The organism is Roseibium salinum (assembly GCF_026240905.1).
GTDB classification, from domain to species: domain Bacteria; phylum Pseudomonadota; class Alphaproteobacteria; order Rhizobiales; family Stappiaceae; genus Roseibium; species Roseibium salinum.
In genome coordinates this window covers 2,597,643-2,613,702 of the sequence record NZ_JAPEVI010000003.1, presented here as the reverse complement: position 1 = coordinate 2,613,702, position 16,060 = coordinate 2,597,643, and the positions used below count along the sequence as shown (strand labels likewise).

The following is a 16,060-nucleotide window of genomic DNA, read 5'->3' as shown; positions in this document are numbered from 1 at the left end:
GAGGTTCCCGGCAGAACGGACCGGCGCAGGTCATGCGCCGGTCCGTTCCGGTCCAAGAGCCCCGTAATAACGACGAAGAGATCCATGTCACACAAGATCGCCATGGCGGCTTTGGCCGCATCACTCCTGTGCAGCATTCAATTCGCCTTTGCCCAAGACGATGCCCCGGACAACATCAAGGCAGCCTATTCGGAGGGCGGCCGCTACTATACGGAAGATGACATTCCCACCTACAACGTCGGGGAGGATGGATCCGTCGACTGGCTGACCTATTCGGGATTCCGGCGCTACCACTCGGAATGCCATGTCTGCCACGGCCCCGAGGGAGAAGGCTCGACCTACGCTCCCGCACTGAAGAAGTCGGCCATCGACATGGACTACTACGATTTCATCGACGTGGTGACAAATGGCCGGAGGCAGGTGAACGCCTCGCAGAACTCGGTTATGCCGGCCTTCGGCACCAATCCGAACGTCATGTGTTACCTCGACGACATCTACGTCTACCTGAAAGCGCGCGGAACAGGTGCCGTGGCGCGCGGGCGCCCGAGCAAGAAGGAGGCGAAGTCCGATGCCATTCGCGAAGCTGAGAACCTGTGCCTCGGGGATTAGCCGCCGGCGCCGGGTCCTGGCGCTGACAGTGTTGGCCGTGCTTGCGCTGGCATCGCCGGCACATGCGCAGACGTCCGACCTGACATCGAAAAAGGCATTCCGCGTCTGTGCCGATCCGGCCAACCTGCCGCTTTCAAACCAGGCGGAGGAGGGGTTCGAAAACGAGATCGCCGGCTTGTTCGCCGGCGAACTGGGCCTTCCCCTGCAATATACCTGGTTTCCGATGGCGACCGGGTTCGTGCGCAATACGCTGCAGGCGAACAGATGCGACGTCGTCATGGGTTACGGGCAGGGCGACGAGATGGTGTTGAACACCAATCACTATTATACCTCGTCCTACGTGCTGGTCGTGCCGACCGACGGGCCGTTTGCCGGTGTCGACGAACTGAGCGATCCCGCCTTGAAGGACGCCCGGATAGGTGTCATCGCCGGCAGCCCGCCTGCCTCCCACATGGTCGGCAAGGGGCTGATGGCAAAGGCAAGGCCTTACAGCCTGATGGTCGACAGGCGTTACGACAATCCCGCCGGCGACATGCTGGAGGATGTGAAAACAGGCACGATCGACGCGGCGATCCTTTGGGGGCCGATCGGTGGGCCCATGGTCAAACAGGGGTATCCTGACCTGAAAGCGACACCGCTCCTTGCCGAGGCGGGAATGCCGCGAATGTTCTATCGCATCACGATGGGCGTTCGTCGCGGAGAAAAGGTGTGGCAGCGGAAGCTGAATTCACTGATCCGCCGCAATCAGGGCCGGATCGACGCCATCCTCGCGCAAGCGGGTGTGCCGCTGCTCAACCAGATGGGCACTGCTCTGCTGGAGCCCGGCCAGTGATCATCCCGCGCCTTGTCCTGCTGTGCCTGCTTGCCGGAACGTCCGCGGCGGGCGCGCAGGGGGAGCCGCACGGCTACCGCGAAGACAACTACCGGGCGCCGGTTCCCGGAACCCTGGCCGGTGCCACCGTCATTTCCAGCGACGCCGCCTACGCGTTGTGGAAGACGGGGCGCGTCGCCTTCGTCGACGTGCTTCCGCGTCCGCCGAAACCTTCGCAGCTGCCGGAAGGCACCATCTGGCGCGAGCCGGCGCGCCACTCCATACCGGGAGCGGTCTGGCTGCCGAATGTCGGCTATGGCCAGCTTGCCGGCGTCATGCACGATTATTTCCGCGCCGGATTGGAGAAGGTGACGAAGGACGATGCCGCCCATCCGGTCGTGTTTTTCTGCCTCGACGACTGCTGGATGTCCTGGAACGCAGCCAAACGCGCACTCGAATACGGTTATTCGAATGTCTTCTGGTATCCGGACGGAACGGACGGGTGGAGCGCCAGCGGCTACCCTGCCGAACAGGTGCAGCCGGAGCCCGGAGGGCAGTGACTGCGCCGTGCGCTTTCCTCACTGTTTGAAAAAGTGGTTCTTCAGGATGTAGTCCATCCCACGCAGCCAGCTCTGGTCGGTATTGCCGCGAATGTCGACCGCCAGCGCCCGCACGCGGTCACCGGTCTCCACGTCACGCATCACGAGGCTTATGGAGAGGACGAGATTCGACACTTTCCTGACCTCTCCGACGACGACGTAACGGGCGCCGAGCCGGTCCGCCAGCCTGATCTCGCAATCGTAACAGCGGGCCGGATTGCTGACGGTGGCGAGCTTTGCCGCGATGGGGTCGTTGGAAAGAACGGTATAGCCTTCCTGGGCAAAACGCTCCCTGAGGGTCTCTTCGAGCATCCGGAGCCGGCCCGTTTCGTCGGCGCGTACGCCGTTATAGGCCCCTTCCGTAGACAGATCGACGAAGGAGAAACCGAGATAGGCCAGGTCGGGCCCCGGTTCCAGGGGCTTGTAGGAGCCTCCATTGGCGGTCATCGGAGCGATCACGAGCCATAAGCTCATAAGGATTGCGCGGGACATGACCGTCAGAATTATCCGCCGGCAGTTGTCCGACAATAGTCCTTAGGTCTCGGTTTTTCTGCATGGATTGCACTGTCATTCTGCTTCAAGAGGTTTACCGGCCGGGCAAAGCCGGCGGTGAGGCTGGGAGGATTGGGAGGTCACCTGGCAATGATGGTGTTGCGAACTCTGTTCGCTATTCTGTGCGTGGCATTGTTCACCGCATCCGCCGCATCGGCGCTCGAAGTCAAGAGCGCGGTGCTCCGCATCGACCGGACCGGGCTGCTGCCTATTTCGCGGCTGGACCTGCCACCGGACGATCTGGGTATTGCCGGTGGCACGCTCGGCATCGAGGACAATCAGACCACCGGGCGGTTCATCGGTGTCGACTTCACGCTTGAAACCCGCGCCGTTCCGCCGGAAGAGGCGGAAGCGGCTCTGGACGAGCTGAAGGCCGACGGCGTCGAGCTGATCGTGGTCATGGCCGATGCGTCCACGCTGTCGGTCCTTTCCGAGCGCGCAGGACCGGACGTGTTGCTGCTGAATGCGACGGCGCGCGACGGTGCTCTGCGCAACGCCGAGTGCCGGGCGAATGTGCTGCATGTGGCGCCCAGCCGCGCGATGCTGACCGATGCCCTCCTGCAGTTCCTTGTCTGGAAGAAATGGCCGCGGCTGTTCCTGATCCACGGTTCCCATCCCGAAGACGGACTGCTGGCCGAAAGCTATCGCGCCTCGGCGGCAAAATTCGGCGCCAGCATCGTCGAGGAACGGGAGTTTACCGATACCGGCGGCGCGCGGCGCACCGATACCGGCATCGTGCAGGTCCAGCGTCAGCTCCCGGTCTTTACCCAGCGGGCGGAGGAGCACGATGTGGTCGTTGCCGCCGACGAGGCCGACATTTTCGCCGCCTATCTTCCCTATCACGTGTGGGACGCGCGCCCCGTCGCCGGCTCCGCGGGACTGCGCCCGGTCAGCTGGCATTCCGCCCATGAGGCCTGGGGGGCGACACAGTTTCAACGCCGCTTCGAGCGCCTGGCGGGGCGGGGCATGCGTGAAGAGGATTATCAGGTCTGGCTGGCGCTGAGGGTGATCGGCGAAGCGGTGACGCGCACCGGCAAGGCCGATCCTGCCAGCCTCCGGACCTATGTTCTGTCGGACAGCTTCGAACTGGCGGCCTTCAAGGGCCAGAAACTGACCTTCCGGCCGTGGAACGGCCAGTTGCGCCAGCCGATCTTGCTCACCAATCGTCACCTCACGGTTTCGGTGTCGCCGCAGGACGGCTTCCTGCATCAGACTTCGCAACTCGACACGCTGGGTATCGACCGCCCGGAAACCGCGTGCCGTGACTTCCAGGGAGATAACTGATGAAAATCGTCTGGCTGATCCTGCCGGCCCTGCTCGCAAGTGTCTCTCCGTCCCTGGCAAACAAGGTCTTCGTGAGCAACGAGCGCGGCAACACCGTGACCGTCCTTGACAGCGATACCTGGGAAGTGATCGGCGAATTTCCCGCCGGCAACAGGCCGCGCGGCATCACCATCAGTCCGGATGGCAAGGAGCTTTATGTCTGTGCCTCCGACGACGATACGGTGCGCGTCTTCGATCCGGAAACCTACGAGGAACTGCACACGCTGCCGTCCGGTCCGGATCCCGAGCTCTTCGTGCTGCACCCGTCCGGAAATCCTCTCTATATCGCCAATGAGGACGATAATCTGGTCACGGTGGTCGATGTGAAGACCCACCAGGTGCTGGCCGAAGTGCCGGTGGGCGTGGAGCCGGAAGGAATGGCGATCCACCCGGACGGAAAGATCGTCATCAATACGTCCGAAACGACCAACATGGCGCATTTCATCGATACGGAAAGCTACGAGATCGTTGACAATGTGCTGGTCGACCAGCGCCCGCGCTATGCGGAATTCACGGCCGACGGCAGCAAGCTCTATGTCAGCGCCGAAATCGGCGGAACGGTTACGGTGATGGATGTCACCGGCGAAGCGCCGGAGGTGACGGGCAAGATCAGTTTCGAGGTGCCCGGCGTGCTGCCGGAATGGCTGCAGCCCGTGGGCGTGAAGGTGACCAGGGACGGATCGCGCGTCTTTGTTGCGCTCGGGCCTGCCAACCGCGTGGCCGTGATCGACGGCACGACGGATGAGGTGATCGAGTACCTGCTTGTCGGACAGCGGGTGTGGCAGATGGCTTTCACACCGGACGAGAACTTTCTGATCACCACCAACGGCAATTCGAACGACGTCAGCATCATCGATGTGAAGGCGGAGAAGGTGATCCGCTCGGTACAGGTCGGCCAGCAGCCCTGGGGGGTTGTCGTCGCGCCGGACTAGATCAACCTGCATTCAGAAAGTTGATCGATTCTAAGGACGTCAGAGCGTCCTGCGTTCCCGACACCGCGGGATACGGCGACCCAATGGGAGGAGAAAAGTATGTACAAATCCATCATCGCAATGGCGGCAGCCGCACTCGTTGCCGGGCCGGCCGGGGCGGCGCCACTATGCTCGGATCTCGGCTTTGCCGGTCTTCTGGCGAAGTGCAACCGGGGCGATCCCATCGCAATCACGCTGGCATCGGGACAGCCTCTGGGCGAGGGAGACGTGACGCTGCAGTCGGGTGCCTATTACGAGATGAAGATCACCGCCGACGGTTCGGCGGAACTGGCGCTTTCGGGGCCGGACTTCTTCCGTGCCATCTGGATGAACGAGATCGTGATCAACGACATCGAAATACGGCCGATGGCGATCGACAGTCTTGAGTTCGACGACGCCGGCGAGGCGGTGCTGTCCTTCATCGCGATCAAGCCGGGACGCTACGAGGTCGGCATTCCGAAAACCGCAGGCGACAGTCAGAAGGTAGTGATCTCGATCCAGTAGGCCGGGCGACGAGATGCACCGGCGACCTGACGGGGGGCGGGCAGGTCCGGATCCCTCTGAACACCCGCCGAACCAGCGACATTGCTTACAGGGGACGTTCTCATCGGGGCGTCCTCATGGGGGCACGGCCGGGCGGAGCATCCGCTGTTCGAGCCCGGCACCCCACAAGGGAGGAAAGACCAGTGAATATCCTGAAACAGACGGCAGCGCTCACCGCTGCCTGCGTCTTCACAGTCTGCCTTGCACAGGCCCAGGACCTGCCGAAGTTGCGCGGTGCCATGCTGGCGGCCGGCACGGTGAACTGGGAGATATCGACCATCAAGGACAATGGTCTGGACACCGCCAACGGGTTTGAACTGGTGGTCCAGGACTATGGAGACAATGCAGCGACGCGGGTGGCCCTTGAGGGCGGCGAGGCCGATCTGGTCGTTGCGGACTGGATCTGGGTTGCGCGGCAGCGCGCGGCGGGCAAGGACTATGTGTTCATTCCCTATTCGCTCGCGGTCGGCGGCCTGGTGGTGAAGGACGATAGCGGAATCGGGGATCTACAGGATCTCAAAGGCAAGAAGATCGGCATCGCCGGCGGTCCGCTGGACAAGAGCTGGCTGATCCTGCGCGCCTACGCGCAGGAAAAATACGGCATGGACCTGATGGCGGAGACCGAGCAGGTGTTCGGCGCGCCGCCGCTGATTTTCAAGTCGGCCTTGCAGGGCGAGACGGCGGGAGCCATCAACTTCTGGCACTTTCTCGCCAAGATGAAGGCGGAGGGCATGCATGAGCTGGTGTCGGTCTCCGAGGCGGCGGCCGAACTCGGGCTTGATCCGGATACGCCGCTGCTCGGCTATGTGCTGAAGGAGGATTATCTGGCAGCCAATCCGCAGGTGGTTGAGGGCTTCTACAAGGCCTCCCGCGCCGCCAAGGAATTGCTGATGACGAACGATGAGGCCTGGGAAAACCTGCGCGGGATGATGAATGCCGCAAATGATGCCGAATTCATCGCTCTGCGCGACGGATTTCGTGAAGGTATCCCGAGCGGCGCTCCGGTCGACGAAGCTGCGGCGGATCGCTTTCTTCAGTTGATGGCCGAGCTTGGCGGTGAAAAGCTTGTCGGTCAGGCAACCAGTCTGCCGGAGGGGATGTTCGTCCACTTTGACTGACACGCTGCAAAAGTCGGCGGCAGTGCGCATCCTGTCGCTGGCGGTTCTCCTGCTACTGTGGATCTGCGCGGCGGCGCTGACGGGCGATGCGTCGGTGTTGCCGCAGCCATGGGCTCTTTTGCGGCCGTTCCAGTCGGCCGCTGCCTCGGGCGAGCTGCCTTATCATCTCGGGATGACGCTCTGGCGGGTCATCTGGGCCTTTGCCCTGGCGATGACCGCCGGCATTGCCCTTGGTTTCGCGATGGGCCGGTTTCCGGCGGTCGACCGCTGGCTCGACCCCTGGCTGGTCGTCTTTCTCAACCTGCCTGCGCTGGTCCTGATCGTGCTGTGCTATCTGTGGATCGGACTGAACGAGACCGCGGCGATCACGGCGGTGGTGCTGAACAAGATACCGAACGTCACCACCATGGTTCGTGAAGGCGCGCGCGCCTTCGATCCGGACCTCTCGGCAATGGCCCATGTGTTCCGCATGAGAGCGTATATGCGGCTGCGCCATGTCGTACTGCCGCAGCTCGCGCCCTTCATTGCCGCGGCTGCACGATCCGGGATCGCCGTCATCTGGAAGATCGTGCTCGTGGTCGAGTTCCTCGGACGCTCGAACGGCGTCGGTTTTCAGATTCACCTCTATTTCCAGCAGTTCGACGTGGCGATGGTGCTGGTCTACTCGCTATCGTTCATCACGGTGATGCTTGGAGTCGAATGGCTGTGCCTGCAACCGGTCGAGCGGCACGCCCGGCGCTGGAGGACGGCATGATCAGGATCGATGTCCGGCGCAAGGCATTCGGTGCGACGGAGGTTCTGTCCGACATTCATCTGACGGTGAACCCGGGCGAGACCCTGGCCATTCTGGGGCCCTCCGGCATAGGCAAATCCACGTTGCTCCGGCTGATCGTCGGAACGGACCGCGATTTTGACGGCAGCCTCGAGCGTCCGGACAAGATGGCGATGGTGTTCCAGGAACCGGTGCTCTTGCCCTGGCGCAGCGCGTTGCAGAACATAACCCTGGTGCATCCCGGCATGGACCGTTCCGCTGCGCTGGCAATGCTGCAGCGGGTGGGGATTGCCGACAAGGCGCCGCTGTTTCCCGGCCAGTTGTCGCTGGGCCAGCAGCGCCGCCTTGCGCTTGCCAGGGCATTTGCGGGCCGGCCCGAATTGCTGGTCATGGACGAGCCCTTCGTTTCTCTCGATCCTGCAATGGCGGAGGAAATGCTGAGCCTGACGGAGGATCTGATTGCGGAAACCCGGCCGGCAACGATACTGGTTACCCATTCGGAGAGCGAGGCACGCCTGCTGGCCGACAGGATCGTGCGGCTTGCGGGCAGGCCGGCGACGATCGACGGGAACCACGGGCCGTCGGAAAGGCTGAGGGGAGCGGTATGAGCGGACTTGAGGTTTCCCACGTCAGCTACAGCTACGCCGCGGGCGGGCGCAAGGCGCTGGACGACGTCAGTTTTTCAGTGGCACCGGGCCGGTTTTGTGCATTGCTCGGCCTTAATGGCGCAGGCAAGTCGACACTCTATGCCCTGTTGACGCGGCTGATCGTGGCACCGGAGGGCCATATCGGCATTGCCGGTTACGACGTTGCCCGCGCGCCGCTCAAGGCGCTGGCGCGCATCGGCGTGGTGTTTCAGCAACCGACCCTGGATCTCGACATGACGGTCAGGCGCAACCTGGCCTACTTCGCCGGACTGCACGGCCTGTCCGGCCGCAGCGCGGAAGCGGCAATCGACGCCGCGCTCGACCGGCTCGCCATGCGCGAGAGGAGCGGGGAAAAGGTGCGCTCCCTCAACGGCGGCCACCGGCGGCGGATGGAGATTGCCCGCGCATTGATCCCTGACCCCGAGGTCATTCTGCTGGACGAGCCGACCGTCGGACTGGACGCCGCAGCCCGCCGGGCGATCACCGAACATGTCCATCAACTGGCGGAAACCGGACCGGCGGTGCTCTGGGCGACGCATCTGGTCGATGAAATCGGTCCGGATGATCAGGTCGTGGTGTTGCACAAGGGCCGTGTTCTGGCGGACGGAAGCGCCGCGGAGCTCTCCGGCGGCAGCACGCTTGCCGAGCGGTTCATGGAGATGACCGGTGGCAAGAGCGAGGAAGCCGCATGAAAGCCTGGATGGTTGCGCTCTGGTCGATCGTGCTGCGTGAGGCGCTGCGCTTTGCCTCGCAGCGCGGCCGCTTCCTCGCCGCACTGGTGCGGCCGCTGGTCTGGCTCGTCGTCTTCGCCGCCGGCTTCCGGGCGGCTCTCGGTCTGTCGATCATACCGCCGTACCAGACCTACATCACCTATGAAGTCTATATCGTGCCCGGCCTGTGCGGCATGATCCAGCTGTTCAACGGCATGCAGTCGTCGCTGTCGCTTGTCTATGACCAGGAAATGGGATCGATGCGGCTGCTCTTGACCTCGCCTTTTCCGCGTTGGTGGCTGCTGTTTTCAAAACTGCTTGCCGGGGTGGCAGTGTCCATCCTGCAGGTCGCCGTCTTTCTGGCCATTGCCGCGGCAATGGGAATCTCCATGCCGCCGGTGGGCTACGTGGCGGTTTTCCCGGCCCTGATCGCGACGGGCCTGATGCTGGGCGCTCTCGGGTTGCTGATCTCCTCGACCATCCGTCAGCTGGAGAACTTCGCGGGCGTGATGAACTTTGTCATCTTCCCCATGTTCTTCCTGTCATCGGCGCTCTATCCGCTGTGGAAGATGGAGCAAAGCTCCGTGCTCCTGCACGATATCTGCGCCGTCAATCCGTTCACCCATGCCGTTGAGTTGATCCGCTTCGCGCTCTACGGCCAGATGAACTGGTCCGCACTGCTTTGGGTGGTTATCACGTTCATCGTGTGCATGCTCGGTGCGCTTTGGGGCTACGACCCGGAACGCACGATGCTGCGCCGCAAGATCCGCTGAAGGGCCCGCATAGCCTTTTCCGGAGCCTCCTTCGTCCAAAAACGCGCAGAAAACCGAGACTTTCCGCTGTATTGCTTCAGACCGGGTTTGTCACAATGCTTGGAGGGTAAAATGACGCCCTGGAGCATGCGTTCCGCGTTCTGAAGAACTCCTGAGCGATGCTCTGGTAATCGGATATTTGGGGATTTGCTGCGTTCACCTCGACCGAGCTGAATGCTGATCGGCCCGGCGTCATCGCAAAAGCGGAGGAACCTCATGATCAGTCTGCATCCGGCCATTGACAATGGCTATCCGGCGGCCAAGCCGGGCTTTTCCGGCGGTACGCTGAAATGCCACTGCGCGACCAATCCGGTGACGGTGGAAGTCGGTGCTCAAACCGCATACAACCATGCCTGCGGCTGTACCAAATGCTGGAAGCCGGATGGCGCGGTTTTCTCGCAGATCGCCGTTGTTGACCGGAACAAGGTCAAGGTCACGTCGGGCGAGGAAAAACTGCAGGTCGTCGACCCCGGTGCCGCCATTCAGCGCCATGCCTGCAAGGAATGCGGTGTGCACATGTTCGGCCGCATCGAAAATCCGGATCACCCCTTCTACGGGCTCGATTTCGTGCATACGGAACTGAGTGATGACGAAGGCTGGTCGCCGCCGGAATTCGCCGCCTTTGTTTCGTCTGTCATAGAAGGCGGCGTAAGTCCCGAACGGATGACCGGAATCCGTACGAGGCTGAGCGACATAGGGCTCCAGCCTTACGACGCGCTCTCTCCCGCGCTGATGGACGCAATTTCAACCCATGTCGCCAGGCGAAGCGGGGTGCTGAGCGGCTGACACGCGTGGATAGCCGTAGAAGGTGATCCTGGCGCCGTCACCGATGCAGGCGATTGCTTTCGTCCAAGCGGAAAAGTGCTCCGTTGAAACAATCGCGATCAAGTTGATCTCTGCACCAGTATCGCGAGGCCTTCTGAGGGGCACGTCCTCCCTTATCGGATCCCAGCGGTCAGGACGGCTTTTCTGCAACCGTCCTGACCGGACTTCTTTTAAGAGGCCCCTCGCTGCGTCGGGTCAGTCCGATGGATACATCGTTCTGCCGCGCTCCATGACCATGCCGGCATCTTCCGCACGCAGATAACCGGCCGCCACCAGTTCGTCGGCCGCTGCCGAAAGGGCGGACAGAAAGGCGTCTGCGTCGGTATAGCGGCCGGAAAGCGGCTTGCGGCTGTCGTCTCCGGCGTGATCGCCGGACGCGGGGAAGGCTACAAAGCTGCCGGTCAGGCCGCAGAGGTTGCCGCCTGCAAAACCCTCGTTGCGCAGGTTCCACCCCCAATAGGTGCCGAGCGGCGCGGCGACGGCGGGATCCTTGATGCCGCCGGACGGAATGCCGTCATTGTCGAGCTGTGGCACGAGCACGGGATAGGAACCGCCATCCGCCGGCGGCAGCTCGGCATGATCGCGGACCTGCAGGACATTGTAGACGGGCATGTAGGTGTCCGTGCCGAAGGCAGGCAGGTTCAGATCTTGAAGCGGTACCAGGGTTCCGTCAGCGACGGACGGATAGCGGCTGTCGGGCGGTGTCTTCCCGTCCACGACCCAGTCGCGTATCGAGGAGAGCAGCGCGCGCATCACCGGCGCCGAACTGATCGGATTTGTCGGGAACCGGCAGAGCGGACTTTCGCTGCTGGAGGACTGCCAGCCGGTAAAATGCGGCAGGCCCGACAAATAGTAGAGGCGCACATTGTCCGGCATGGTCAGCGCCTCGCCGGTGGCTGAGGTCGATACGAGGGCCGCACGCGCCTGCCAGAACTCGGTCGACGTATCGGTGTGCATGATCTTCGGGCAGGTATCGCTGAGCGAACAGGCGGTAAGAATGCTGCCGCTTCCCCCGCTCAGCGGATCAGTTGTCTCCGCGTAGGAGAAGGGAAACTGATCGCCGGGGAAGTCGTGATCCTCGTGCTGGCGCGAATAGCGGCCCGGCTGTGCGAAGCGATAATTGGTGAATGTCTTGCGGGAGCCGGCGATGTGGGGAATGGCGCCGTCGAAGACGCGGGCGCCCTCCTCGTCCGTATTGAAGCCCTGATAGATGAAGTCGCGCAGAAACCGTCCCGACTGCGAAATCCCGAGCCCGAGAGTGTGCTCGATCCCCGACAGCACGGGCTCCGCGTCATGGCCGGGATTGCCGCGCAGATAAGAGATCAGGTCGCTGGTCGCGGCAAATGCCAGGCCGGCCGGCACGGCGTCCTTGGCTGGATAGGTGAATTCATAGATCGCCCCGGCGTCCATACCCTCAGGACGCGTGATTTCGATCTCGGTCGCAGAGAGATATTGAAACGACAGGCCGGGCGCCGTCGAACGCGGATCCTCCGGCGTGCGCCGCACGCTCAGCGTGGCCCTTTCGGGATCGAGATCGGCCGCCGGATAGGTGAGCTTCGCGACGCTGACGGTCTCTGCCTTGTCGAAGACGAATTCTTCCCGTGAGAGCCCGGTCACCTCCGGCAGGACAGGCAGCGAAATGTTCAGGAGGTTGTCGGGAGCGTCGAACTGCCAGCCGCTCCAGACGATGGTATAGCCCTCCCGCATCAGATAACCGTCGCCGGCATCCTCCGCCGTTTCCGGAAGGTCCGCGGAACTTCCCAGGTTCATCAGCATGAAGGCAAGGTTCCGGCCGCGGTTCGGCACATCGTAGAACAGAACGCCCGAGCCCTTTGCCGGATCGGTCGGACGCAGGATGGTCACTTCGGTCGAGAAGCGCACCAGCCCCGCCTCGTCCACGGGCGCCTTGTCCAGGTCGACGATGCTGCGGCCGCGCTCCGACCGGGGATCGATGGCGAATTCGGCAATGGCATCGACCCTTTCATAGGGGCCGGTGCCCTCGAACTGCGCTCCTTCGAAGGCCGGGCTCACCGTCTCAACGATCTTGAACCCGACCACCTTTGCCGAGGCCACTCCTCCAAGTGCGAGTGCCGTGACCGAAGCCGCGGCAAGCATTGGCACCAATTTCGCGATCATGTGATTTCCTCCCTGAACGCCCTGACTGACAGCCCCCGCTCAGAACCTTGCTCATCATGCGTGCAGCGTCAAGAGTTTTGTATACAAAAACTCAAATCATGTATATTAACAGGCCGATCTCCGATGTGAGATTATCTGCCCATCCAGCTCAGACGGTTTGATCGGGTCTTCTATGTCAGCAGGCAACGGCCGCAATGGGAGTGAACCGCTAAGGCAACCGGGTCGAAAAGCCGGGAATGTGAAGAGATCCCGGTAGACATCGAAGCCCTGGCGGACATCCCGGGTTCACTGATGACATTGCCGTCCCAATGTCTCGCGACTTCGGCATCGGTCATATCGATCATGCTCCGTCTCGGAGCAGGATCGTGAACGATTGGCTTTGTTGCGCAAGACAGTCCGGCGGAACTCGCCAGCAATGAAACGGGTACCTCAGGCGAAAGCGGCCTTCGCGCGGTAGCCGGCCGGCGAGACGCCGACCTCCTTCTTGAAGACGCGCGAGAAGGCGGATTCGGAGGAATAGCCGGCCAGCGCGGCGGCATCGGCGACGTTCATCTTGTGCTCGGCCAGCCCCTGGCGCGCGATCTGCATGCGCCAGCCGGTCACGTATTGCATCGGCGTCACCCCCATCTTGCGGGCAAACTGCTGGGCAAAACCGGTGCGCGACAGCCCGGCGACGCGGGCCATGCTTTCAACCGTCCAGGGCAGGGCCGGGTCGCGGTGGAAAGCGTTGAGCGCGCGCGAGATCTGCGGGTCGGCAAAGCCTGCCAGCTCGTTGCCGGTCCGGGCCTGCTGTTCCAGCCAGGAGCGCAGTGCCTGGGCGAAGATCGCCTCCGACATCTTCAGCGCGATCAGGTCTCCGCCAAGCCGTGTACCGCCGGCCTCTCCGCTGATCACGCGCAACGTCGCCTCCATCCAGGCACCTGCCTCCGCGCCGTAGTTCTGAATGTGGATGCAGGCGGGCAGCCGATCGAAGATCAGGTGCCTGGATCCCGGCGCCAGCGAGAAATGCCCGCAGATCAATTGCGTCGTGCGGACATCGTCATCACCCCCATGGACGAGCACGCCCTCGCCCTTGTAGCCGGAAAGCTCGAACACCCGGTCGAGCGGCAGGCTGTCTTCCGGATCCGTGTGCTGGCAGTAGAGCGCATGCGCCGCGCCATGCGGAACGATGACGAGATCGCCCTGAGCAAGCATGACGGTCTCGCCGGTGGTAAGCACGCGCACCATGCAGTCGCCTCTATGGGCGAAGTGGAAGCGGGCCACATTCTCATAGGAAGGCACGAGCACACCCCATGGCGGTGTGAAACTGGTGCGGAAATAGAGCGTGCCCTTGAGAGACAGACGGGTGAGTACATCACTGAGCAGGTCTAGCATGGGGACATTTTACCCGATCATGACCGCTAGTCCATGTTCCTGAACGATCTGAATGATAATGCGGACGATTGCGCATTATCAGTTCGGCTGTGCTGTGGCTTTCTCTCTCTGTCGTAATTCCAAAGAGGAGATTGAACCATGAAAAACCACCTGCTTTCCACGCTGCTTCTGGGCGCCGTCCTGTCCGGGACCGCCATTGCGGACGAAGCGGCGATGAACGATCTTGAAATCGCCCACACCGCCTATACCGCCGGCCAGCTCGACATCCGCTATGCCCATCTGGCGCTGGCACTGAGCGAGGACGACGCGGTTCGCGAGTTCGCCAGCCTGATGATCCGCGACCACACCGCGGTGAATGCGGAGGCCGGCGCGCTGATCGAAGAACTCAACGTGACGCCGCAGGATAACGACCTGAGCCAGGTGCTCGTCAAAGGTGCGGCCGAGAAGCGCGCCGAATTCGTCGAACTCTCCGGCAAGGCGTTCGACTGCGCCTATGCACAGAACGAGCTCGGCTATCATCAGGTCGTCAACCAGACCGTCGGGGAGAAGTTCATTCACTGGGCGACCGTTCCGCAGCTCAAGTCGCTCCTGGAAGATGCACTTGTCACCTTCAAGGCACATGAGGCTCACGCCGAGCAAATGGTCGCGGACCTTGCCTGCGCTTCGTGAGGCCGTTCGCTCGGCGTGCTTCGGCGGCACCCTGACGGGTGCCGCCCTGGCTTTCCTCATCGCCGCGCCGGCTGCACATGCCGGTGAGAACCATCAGGTCGTCATCGAGAGATTCGTTTTCTCTCCCGCGACGCTCACCATCACACGCGGCGATACGGTCGAATTCGTCAATACCGATCCCGCACCGCATACCGCCACCGAAGACGACACGCTCTGGGACACGGGCGAACTCAAGAAAGGCCAGTCGGCGCGGATCGAGTTCCCGGACGCCGGAACGTCCACCTACTACTGCGTTTTCCACCCCAACATGAAGGCTGAAATCGTCGTCATCGAAAACTGACGAACCAGCAAAAGGAGACAAAGCATGCCAATCGTCGATCATCTGCCGCTTCGGTCGGCCCGTCCCCCATGCCGATGGAAGAGCGTCAGGGCACCATGATTATTCGATTATAGTTGGATGCCGTCCGTCCGGTACGCCGGGCCGGGCGGCACAGTTGCACGTTCAGGCCAAAGACCCCCGTTCCGCCGTCAAGACGTTGCGTGCATGCGCGCCTGTCGCACCGGAGATGCTCGACCGGTCCATCATCGACCTGGAGCAGCTGGGCAGATTGCGCGCCGCTTACACGATGGACCGCGAACGGCGCGTTCATGACGGTCTTTTCGGGGAGGCGCAGGACAGCACCTCTGCCTTGCAGGCACCTCAGACGCAATCCGACGATCTCGACGACATCTTCTTCTGATTACTGAACTGCCCTGGGCACGTCCGCACGAAGGCGATTGCGTTCGGCTATCTGCCGTGCGGCGGCGCCGTTCGCCGTCACGAGCTTTCCCGCCGGGTCGAAGGCGCTCTTGAATGTGAAGGCCCGCGTGGTGGGGCCGTTGTCGCCAAGATACTCGTGCCGTTCGACAGCCTCGGCCCAGTCCGGCTGGTGACCTTCCGGCACCCACCAAAGCACATAGGGCGGATAGTCCGCCGCTTCCTGCATGAAGAGATGTCCCTGCTTCAGGATCTCGGCATGGAGACCGCGGTAAACCGCAGCGAGGGCCGATTCCAGGTTCTGCCAGAGCGAGATGGTGGACGGGGCCCAGCCGTCGCCATTGTCGGTCCAGTATTTCGGAAACACCTGTTCGCCCCAGCTTTCCGTCCCGGGTTCGTCCTCGTAGCCGGAGCGGGCGATGAAGCCCTCGGCGCGCTCCATGGCCGCCCAGACACCGGGTTCGGCGGTGTGGAACAGGTCGACGCGTGGGTGGTCCGCCCGGTAGCCGAACTGTCCGAATGTGTAAAGCGCAAGCCAGTGGCCGGTCATCTCTCCTCCTGACCTCAAGATGGCACGTCTTCCGGTTGCAGAATGTCCGCACGCCAAGGCGATTTCAAGCCTTTGCGGCATCATCGGGAAGATTTTCCGGCGCAGTGGCACGCCGGCGGCATATAGCGGCCGAAGACCGGTTCTCCCTGGAAATGAACCGCGCTCGCAGGCCCCGTTTTCTCTCTGCTTACGCGCTTGTGGAGTAAGCGACGCCAGCCCGCCGGATGGCGGAGAATTCTGACTGGCAGGGGAACAAAACCGGCCGGATTCGGGTTCAACAAG

At 62.5% G+C, this 16,060-nt stretch carries 19 protein-coding genes; 15 read left to right on the top strand and 4 right to left on the bottom strand.

The window, feature by feature from the left end; translation table 11 throughout:
* The first annotated feature begins 102 nt into the window (after window positions 1–102).
* Genes ON753_RS16685 through ON753_RS16675 form a run of 3 tightly spaced genes read left to right on the top strand, consistent with a single transcriptional unit; the run spans window position 103 to window position 1,980 of the window.
* Complete coding sequence (locus ON753_RS16685; RefSeq protein WP_265967185.1) at window positions 103–609, top strand: c-type cytochrome, methanol metabolism-related; 507 nt, start codon at window positions 103–105, stop codon at window positions 607–609.
* Window positions 569–1,441, top strand: a complete 873-nt coding sequence (locus ON753_RS16680; protein ID WP_265963741.1) for a substrate-binding domain-containing protein — start codon at window positions 569–571, stop codon at window positions 1,439–1,441. The genes ON753_RS16685 and ON753_RS16680 overlap by 41 nt, the downstream gene beginning before the upstream one ends.
* The gene (locus ON753_RS16675) at window positions 1,438–1,980 is read left to right on the top strand and encodes a PQQ-dependent catabolism-associated CXXCW motif protein (RefSeq protein WP_265963740.1); all 543 of its coding nucleotides are present in this window, start codon (window positions 1,438–1,440) and stop codon (window positions 1,978–1,980) included. The genes ON753_RS16680 and ON753_RS16675 overlap by 4 nt, the downstream gene beginning before the upstream one ends.
* Before the next feature lie 18 nt (window positions 1,981–1,998).
* Here the strand turns inward: ON753_RS16675 and ON753_RS16670 are convergent, their stop codons facing one another.
* A complete protein-coding gene (locus tag ON753_RS16670) occupies window positions 1,999–2,493 on the bottom strand; it encodes a DUF3280 domain-containing protein (RefSeq protein WP_265963739.1) in 495 nt (164 codons plus the stop codon).
* A 171-nt stretch (window positions 2,494–2,664) separates the two neighbouring features.
* Here ON753_RS16670 and ON753_RS16665 point away from each other — a divergent pair, with 171 nt between their 5' ends.
* The 9 genes from ON753_RS16665 (at window position 2,665) to gfa (ending at window position 10,253) form a co-directional block, all read left to right on the top strand.
* A complete protein-coding gene (locus ON753_RS16665) occupies window positions 2,665–3,855 on the top strand; it encodes an ABC transporter substrate-binding protein (protein ID WP_377046984.1) in 1,191 nt (396 codons plus the stop codon).
* On the top strand, window positions 3,855–4,826 hold the full coding sequence (locus ON753_RS16660; protein ID WP_265963737.1) for a YVTN family beta-propeller repeat protein: 972 nt from the start codon (window positions 3,855–3,857) through the stop codon (window positions 4,824–4,826). Before ON753_RS16665 ends, ON753_RS16660 begins: the two co-directional genes overlap by 1 nt.
* A gap of 99 nt (window positions 4,827–4,925) precedes the next feature.
* The gene (locus ON753_RS16655) at window positions 4,926–5,369 is read left to right on the top strand and encodes a cupredoxin domain-containing protein (RefSeq protein WP_265963736.1); all 444 of its coding nucleotides are present in this window, start codon (window positions 4,926–4,928) and stop codon (window positions 5,367–5,369) included.
* 188 nt (window positions 5,370–5,557) lie between these two features.
* Entirely contained in the window at window positions 5,558–6,526 is a 969-nt protein-coding gene (locus ON753_RS16650; RefSeq protein WP_377046985.1) for an ABC transporter substrate-binding protein, read from the top strand.
* Window positions 6,519–7,280 carry an ABC transporter permease gene (locus ON753_RS16645; protein ID WP_265963735.1) on the top strand — a complete coding sequence of 254 codons (762 nt, stop codon included), beginning with the start codon at window positions 6,519–6,521 and terminating at the stop codon, window positions 7,278–7,280. Before ON753_RS16650 ends, ON753_RS16645 begins: the two co-directional genes overlap by 8 nt.
* Window positions 7,277–7,906 carry an ABC transporter ATP-binding protein gene (locus tag ON753_RS16640; protein ID WP_265963734.1) on the top strand — a complete coding sequence of 210 codons (630 nt, stop codon included), beginning with the start codon at window positions 7,277–7,279 and terminating at the stop codon, window positions 7,904–7,906. Before ON753_RS16645 ends, ON753_RS16640 begins: the two co-directional genes overlap by 4 nt.
* Window positions 7,903–8,637 carry an ABC transporter ATP-binding protein gene (locus tag ON753_RS16635; protein ID WP_265963733.1) on the top strand — a complete coding sequence of 245 codons (735 nt, stop codon included), beginning with the start codon at window positions 7,903–7,905 and terminating at the stop codon, window positions 8,635–8,637. The genes ON753_RS16640 and ON753_RS16635 overlap by 4 nt, the downstream gene beginning before the upstream one ends.
* A complete protein-coding gene (locus ON753_RS16630; RefSeq protein ID WP_265963732.1) occupies window positions 8,634–9,428 on the top strand; it encodes an ABC transporter permease in 795 nt (264 codons plus the stop codon). The genes ON753_RS16635 and ON753_RS16630 overlap by 4 nt, the downstream gene beginning before the upstream one ends.
* 255 nt (window positions 9,429–9,683) lie before the next feature.
* Window positions 9,684–10,253, top strand: a complete 570-nt coding sequence (gfa, locus tag ON753_RS16625) for an S-(hydroxymethyl)glutathione synthase (RefSeq protein WP_265963731.1) — start codon at window positions 9,684–9,686, stop codon at window positions 10,251–10,253.
* Between the two features lie 234 nt (window positions 10,254–10,487).
* Here gfa and ON753_RS16620 read toward each other — a convergent pair whose 3' ends face one another.
* Together ON753_RS16620 and ON753_RS16615 are read right to left on the bottom strand one after the other, a co-directional pair.
* Window positions 10,488–12,428: an alpha/beta hydrolase domain-containing protein gene (locus tag ON753_RS16620; RefSeq protein WP_265963730.1), complete on the bottom strand. Its 1,941-nt coding sequence runs from the start codon at window positions 12,426–12,428 to the stop codon at window positions 10,488–10,490.
* Window positions 12,429–12,857: 429 nt separating this feature from the next.
* Window positions 12,858–13,802 carry an AraC family transcriptional regulator gene (locus tag ON753_RS16615; protein WP_265963729.1) on the bottom strand — a complete coding sequence of 315 codons (945 nt, stop codon included), beginning with the start codon at window positions 13,800–13,802 and terminating at the stop codon, window positions 12,858–12,860.
* Window positions 13,803–13,940: 138 nt separating this feature from the next.
* Here ON753_RS16615 and ON753_RS16610 point away from each other — a divergent pair, with 138 nt between their 5' ends.
* The 3 genes from ON753_RS16610 to ON753_RS16600 all read left to right on the top strand — a co-directional run bounded on the left by ON753_RS16610 (window position 13,941) and on the right by ON753_RS16600 (window position 15,211).
* Window positions 13,941–14,471: a DUF4142 domain-containing protein gene (locus tag ON753_RS16610; RefSeq protein WP_265963728.1), complete on the top strand. Its 531-nt coding sequence runs from the start codon at window positions 13,941–13,943 to the stop codon at window positions 14,469–14,471.
* Window positions 14,455–14,811: a cupredoxin domain-containing protein gene (locus tag ON753_RS16605; protein ID WP_265963727.1), complete on the top strand. Its 357-nt coding sequence runs from the start codon at window positions 14,455–14,457 to the stop codon at window positions 14,809–14,811. Before ON753_RS16610 ends, ON753_RS16605 begins: the two co-directional genes overlap by 17 nt.
* A 154-nt stretch (window positions 14,812–14,965) precedes the next feature.
* Entirely contained in the window at window positions 14,966–15,211 is a 246-nt protein-coding gene (locus tag ON753_RS16600) for a hypothetical protein (RefSeq protein WP_265963726.1), read from the top strand.
* Here ON753_RS16600 and ON753_RS16595 read toward each other — a convergent pair whose 3' ends face one another.
* Window positions 15,212–15,778 (bottom strand): DUF3291 domain-containing protein, encoded by a 567-nt coding sequence (locus ON753_RS16595; RefSeq protein WP_265963725.1) that lies wholly within the window; start codon window positions 15,776–15,778, stop codon window positions 15,212–15,214. It abuts the gene before it with no gap.
* Window positions 15,779–16,060 lie beyond the last annotated feature (282 nt).

Bases quoted from the DNA above. Each gene is read 5' to 3' on its own strand.
- ON753_RS16655 (WP_265963736.1), top strand. From the start codon at position 4,926: ATGTACAAATCCATCATCGCAATGGCGGCAGCCGCACTCGTTGCCGGG.
- ON753_RS16630 (WP_265963732.1), top strand. From the start codon at position 8,634: ATGAAAGCCTGGATGGTTGCGCTCTGGTCGATCGTGCTGCGTGAGGCG.
- ON753_RS16640 (WP_265963734.1), top strand. From the start codon at position 7,277: ATGATCAGGATCGATGTCCGGCGCAAGGCATTCGGTGCGACGGAGGTT.
- gfa (WP_265963731.1), top strand. From the start codon at position 9,684: ATGATCAGTCTGCATCCGGCCATTGACAATGGCTATCCGGCGGCCAAG.
- ON753_RS16595 (WP_265963725.1), bottom strand. From the start codon at position 15,778: ATGACCGGCCACTGGCTTGCGCTTTACACATTCGGACAGTTCGGCTAC.
- ON753_RS16635 (WP_265963733.1), top strand. From the start codon at position 7,903: ATGAGCGGACTTGAGGTTTCCCACGTCAGCTACAGCTACGCCGCGGGC.
- ON753_RS16680 (WP_265963741.1), top strand. From the start codon at position 569: ATGCCATTCGCGAAGCTGAGAACCTGTGCCTCGGGGATTAGCCGCCGG.
- ON753_RS16615 (WP_265963729.1), bottom strand. From the start codon at position 13,802: ATGCTAGACCTGCTCAGTGATGTACTCACCCGTCTGTCTCTCAAGGGC.
- ON753_RS16665 (WP_377046984.1), top strand. From the start codon at position 2,665: ATGGTGTTGCGAACTCTGTTCGCTATTCTGTGCGTGGCATTGTTCACC.
- ON753_RS16685 (WP_265967185.1), top strand. From the start codon at position 103: ATGGCGGCTTTGGCCGCATCACTCCTGTGCAGCATTCAATTCGCCTTT.
- ON753_RS16670 (WP_265963739.1), bottom strand. From the start codon at position 2,493: ATGAGCTTATGGCTCGTGATCGCTCCGATGACCGCCAATGGAGGCTCC.
- ON753_RS16660 (WP_265963737.1), top strand. From the start codon at position 3,855: ATGAAAATCGTCTGGCTGATCCTGCCGGCCCTGCTCGCAAGTGTCTCT.
- ON753_RS16610 (WP_265963728.1), top strand. From the start codon at position 13,941: ATGAAAAACCACCTGCTTTCCACGCTGCTTCTGGGCGCCGTCCTGTCC.
- ON753_RS16620 (WP_265963730.1), bottom strand. From the start codon at position 12,428: ATGATCGCGAAATTGGTGCCAATGCTTGCCGCGGCTTCGGTCACGGCA.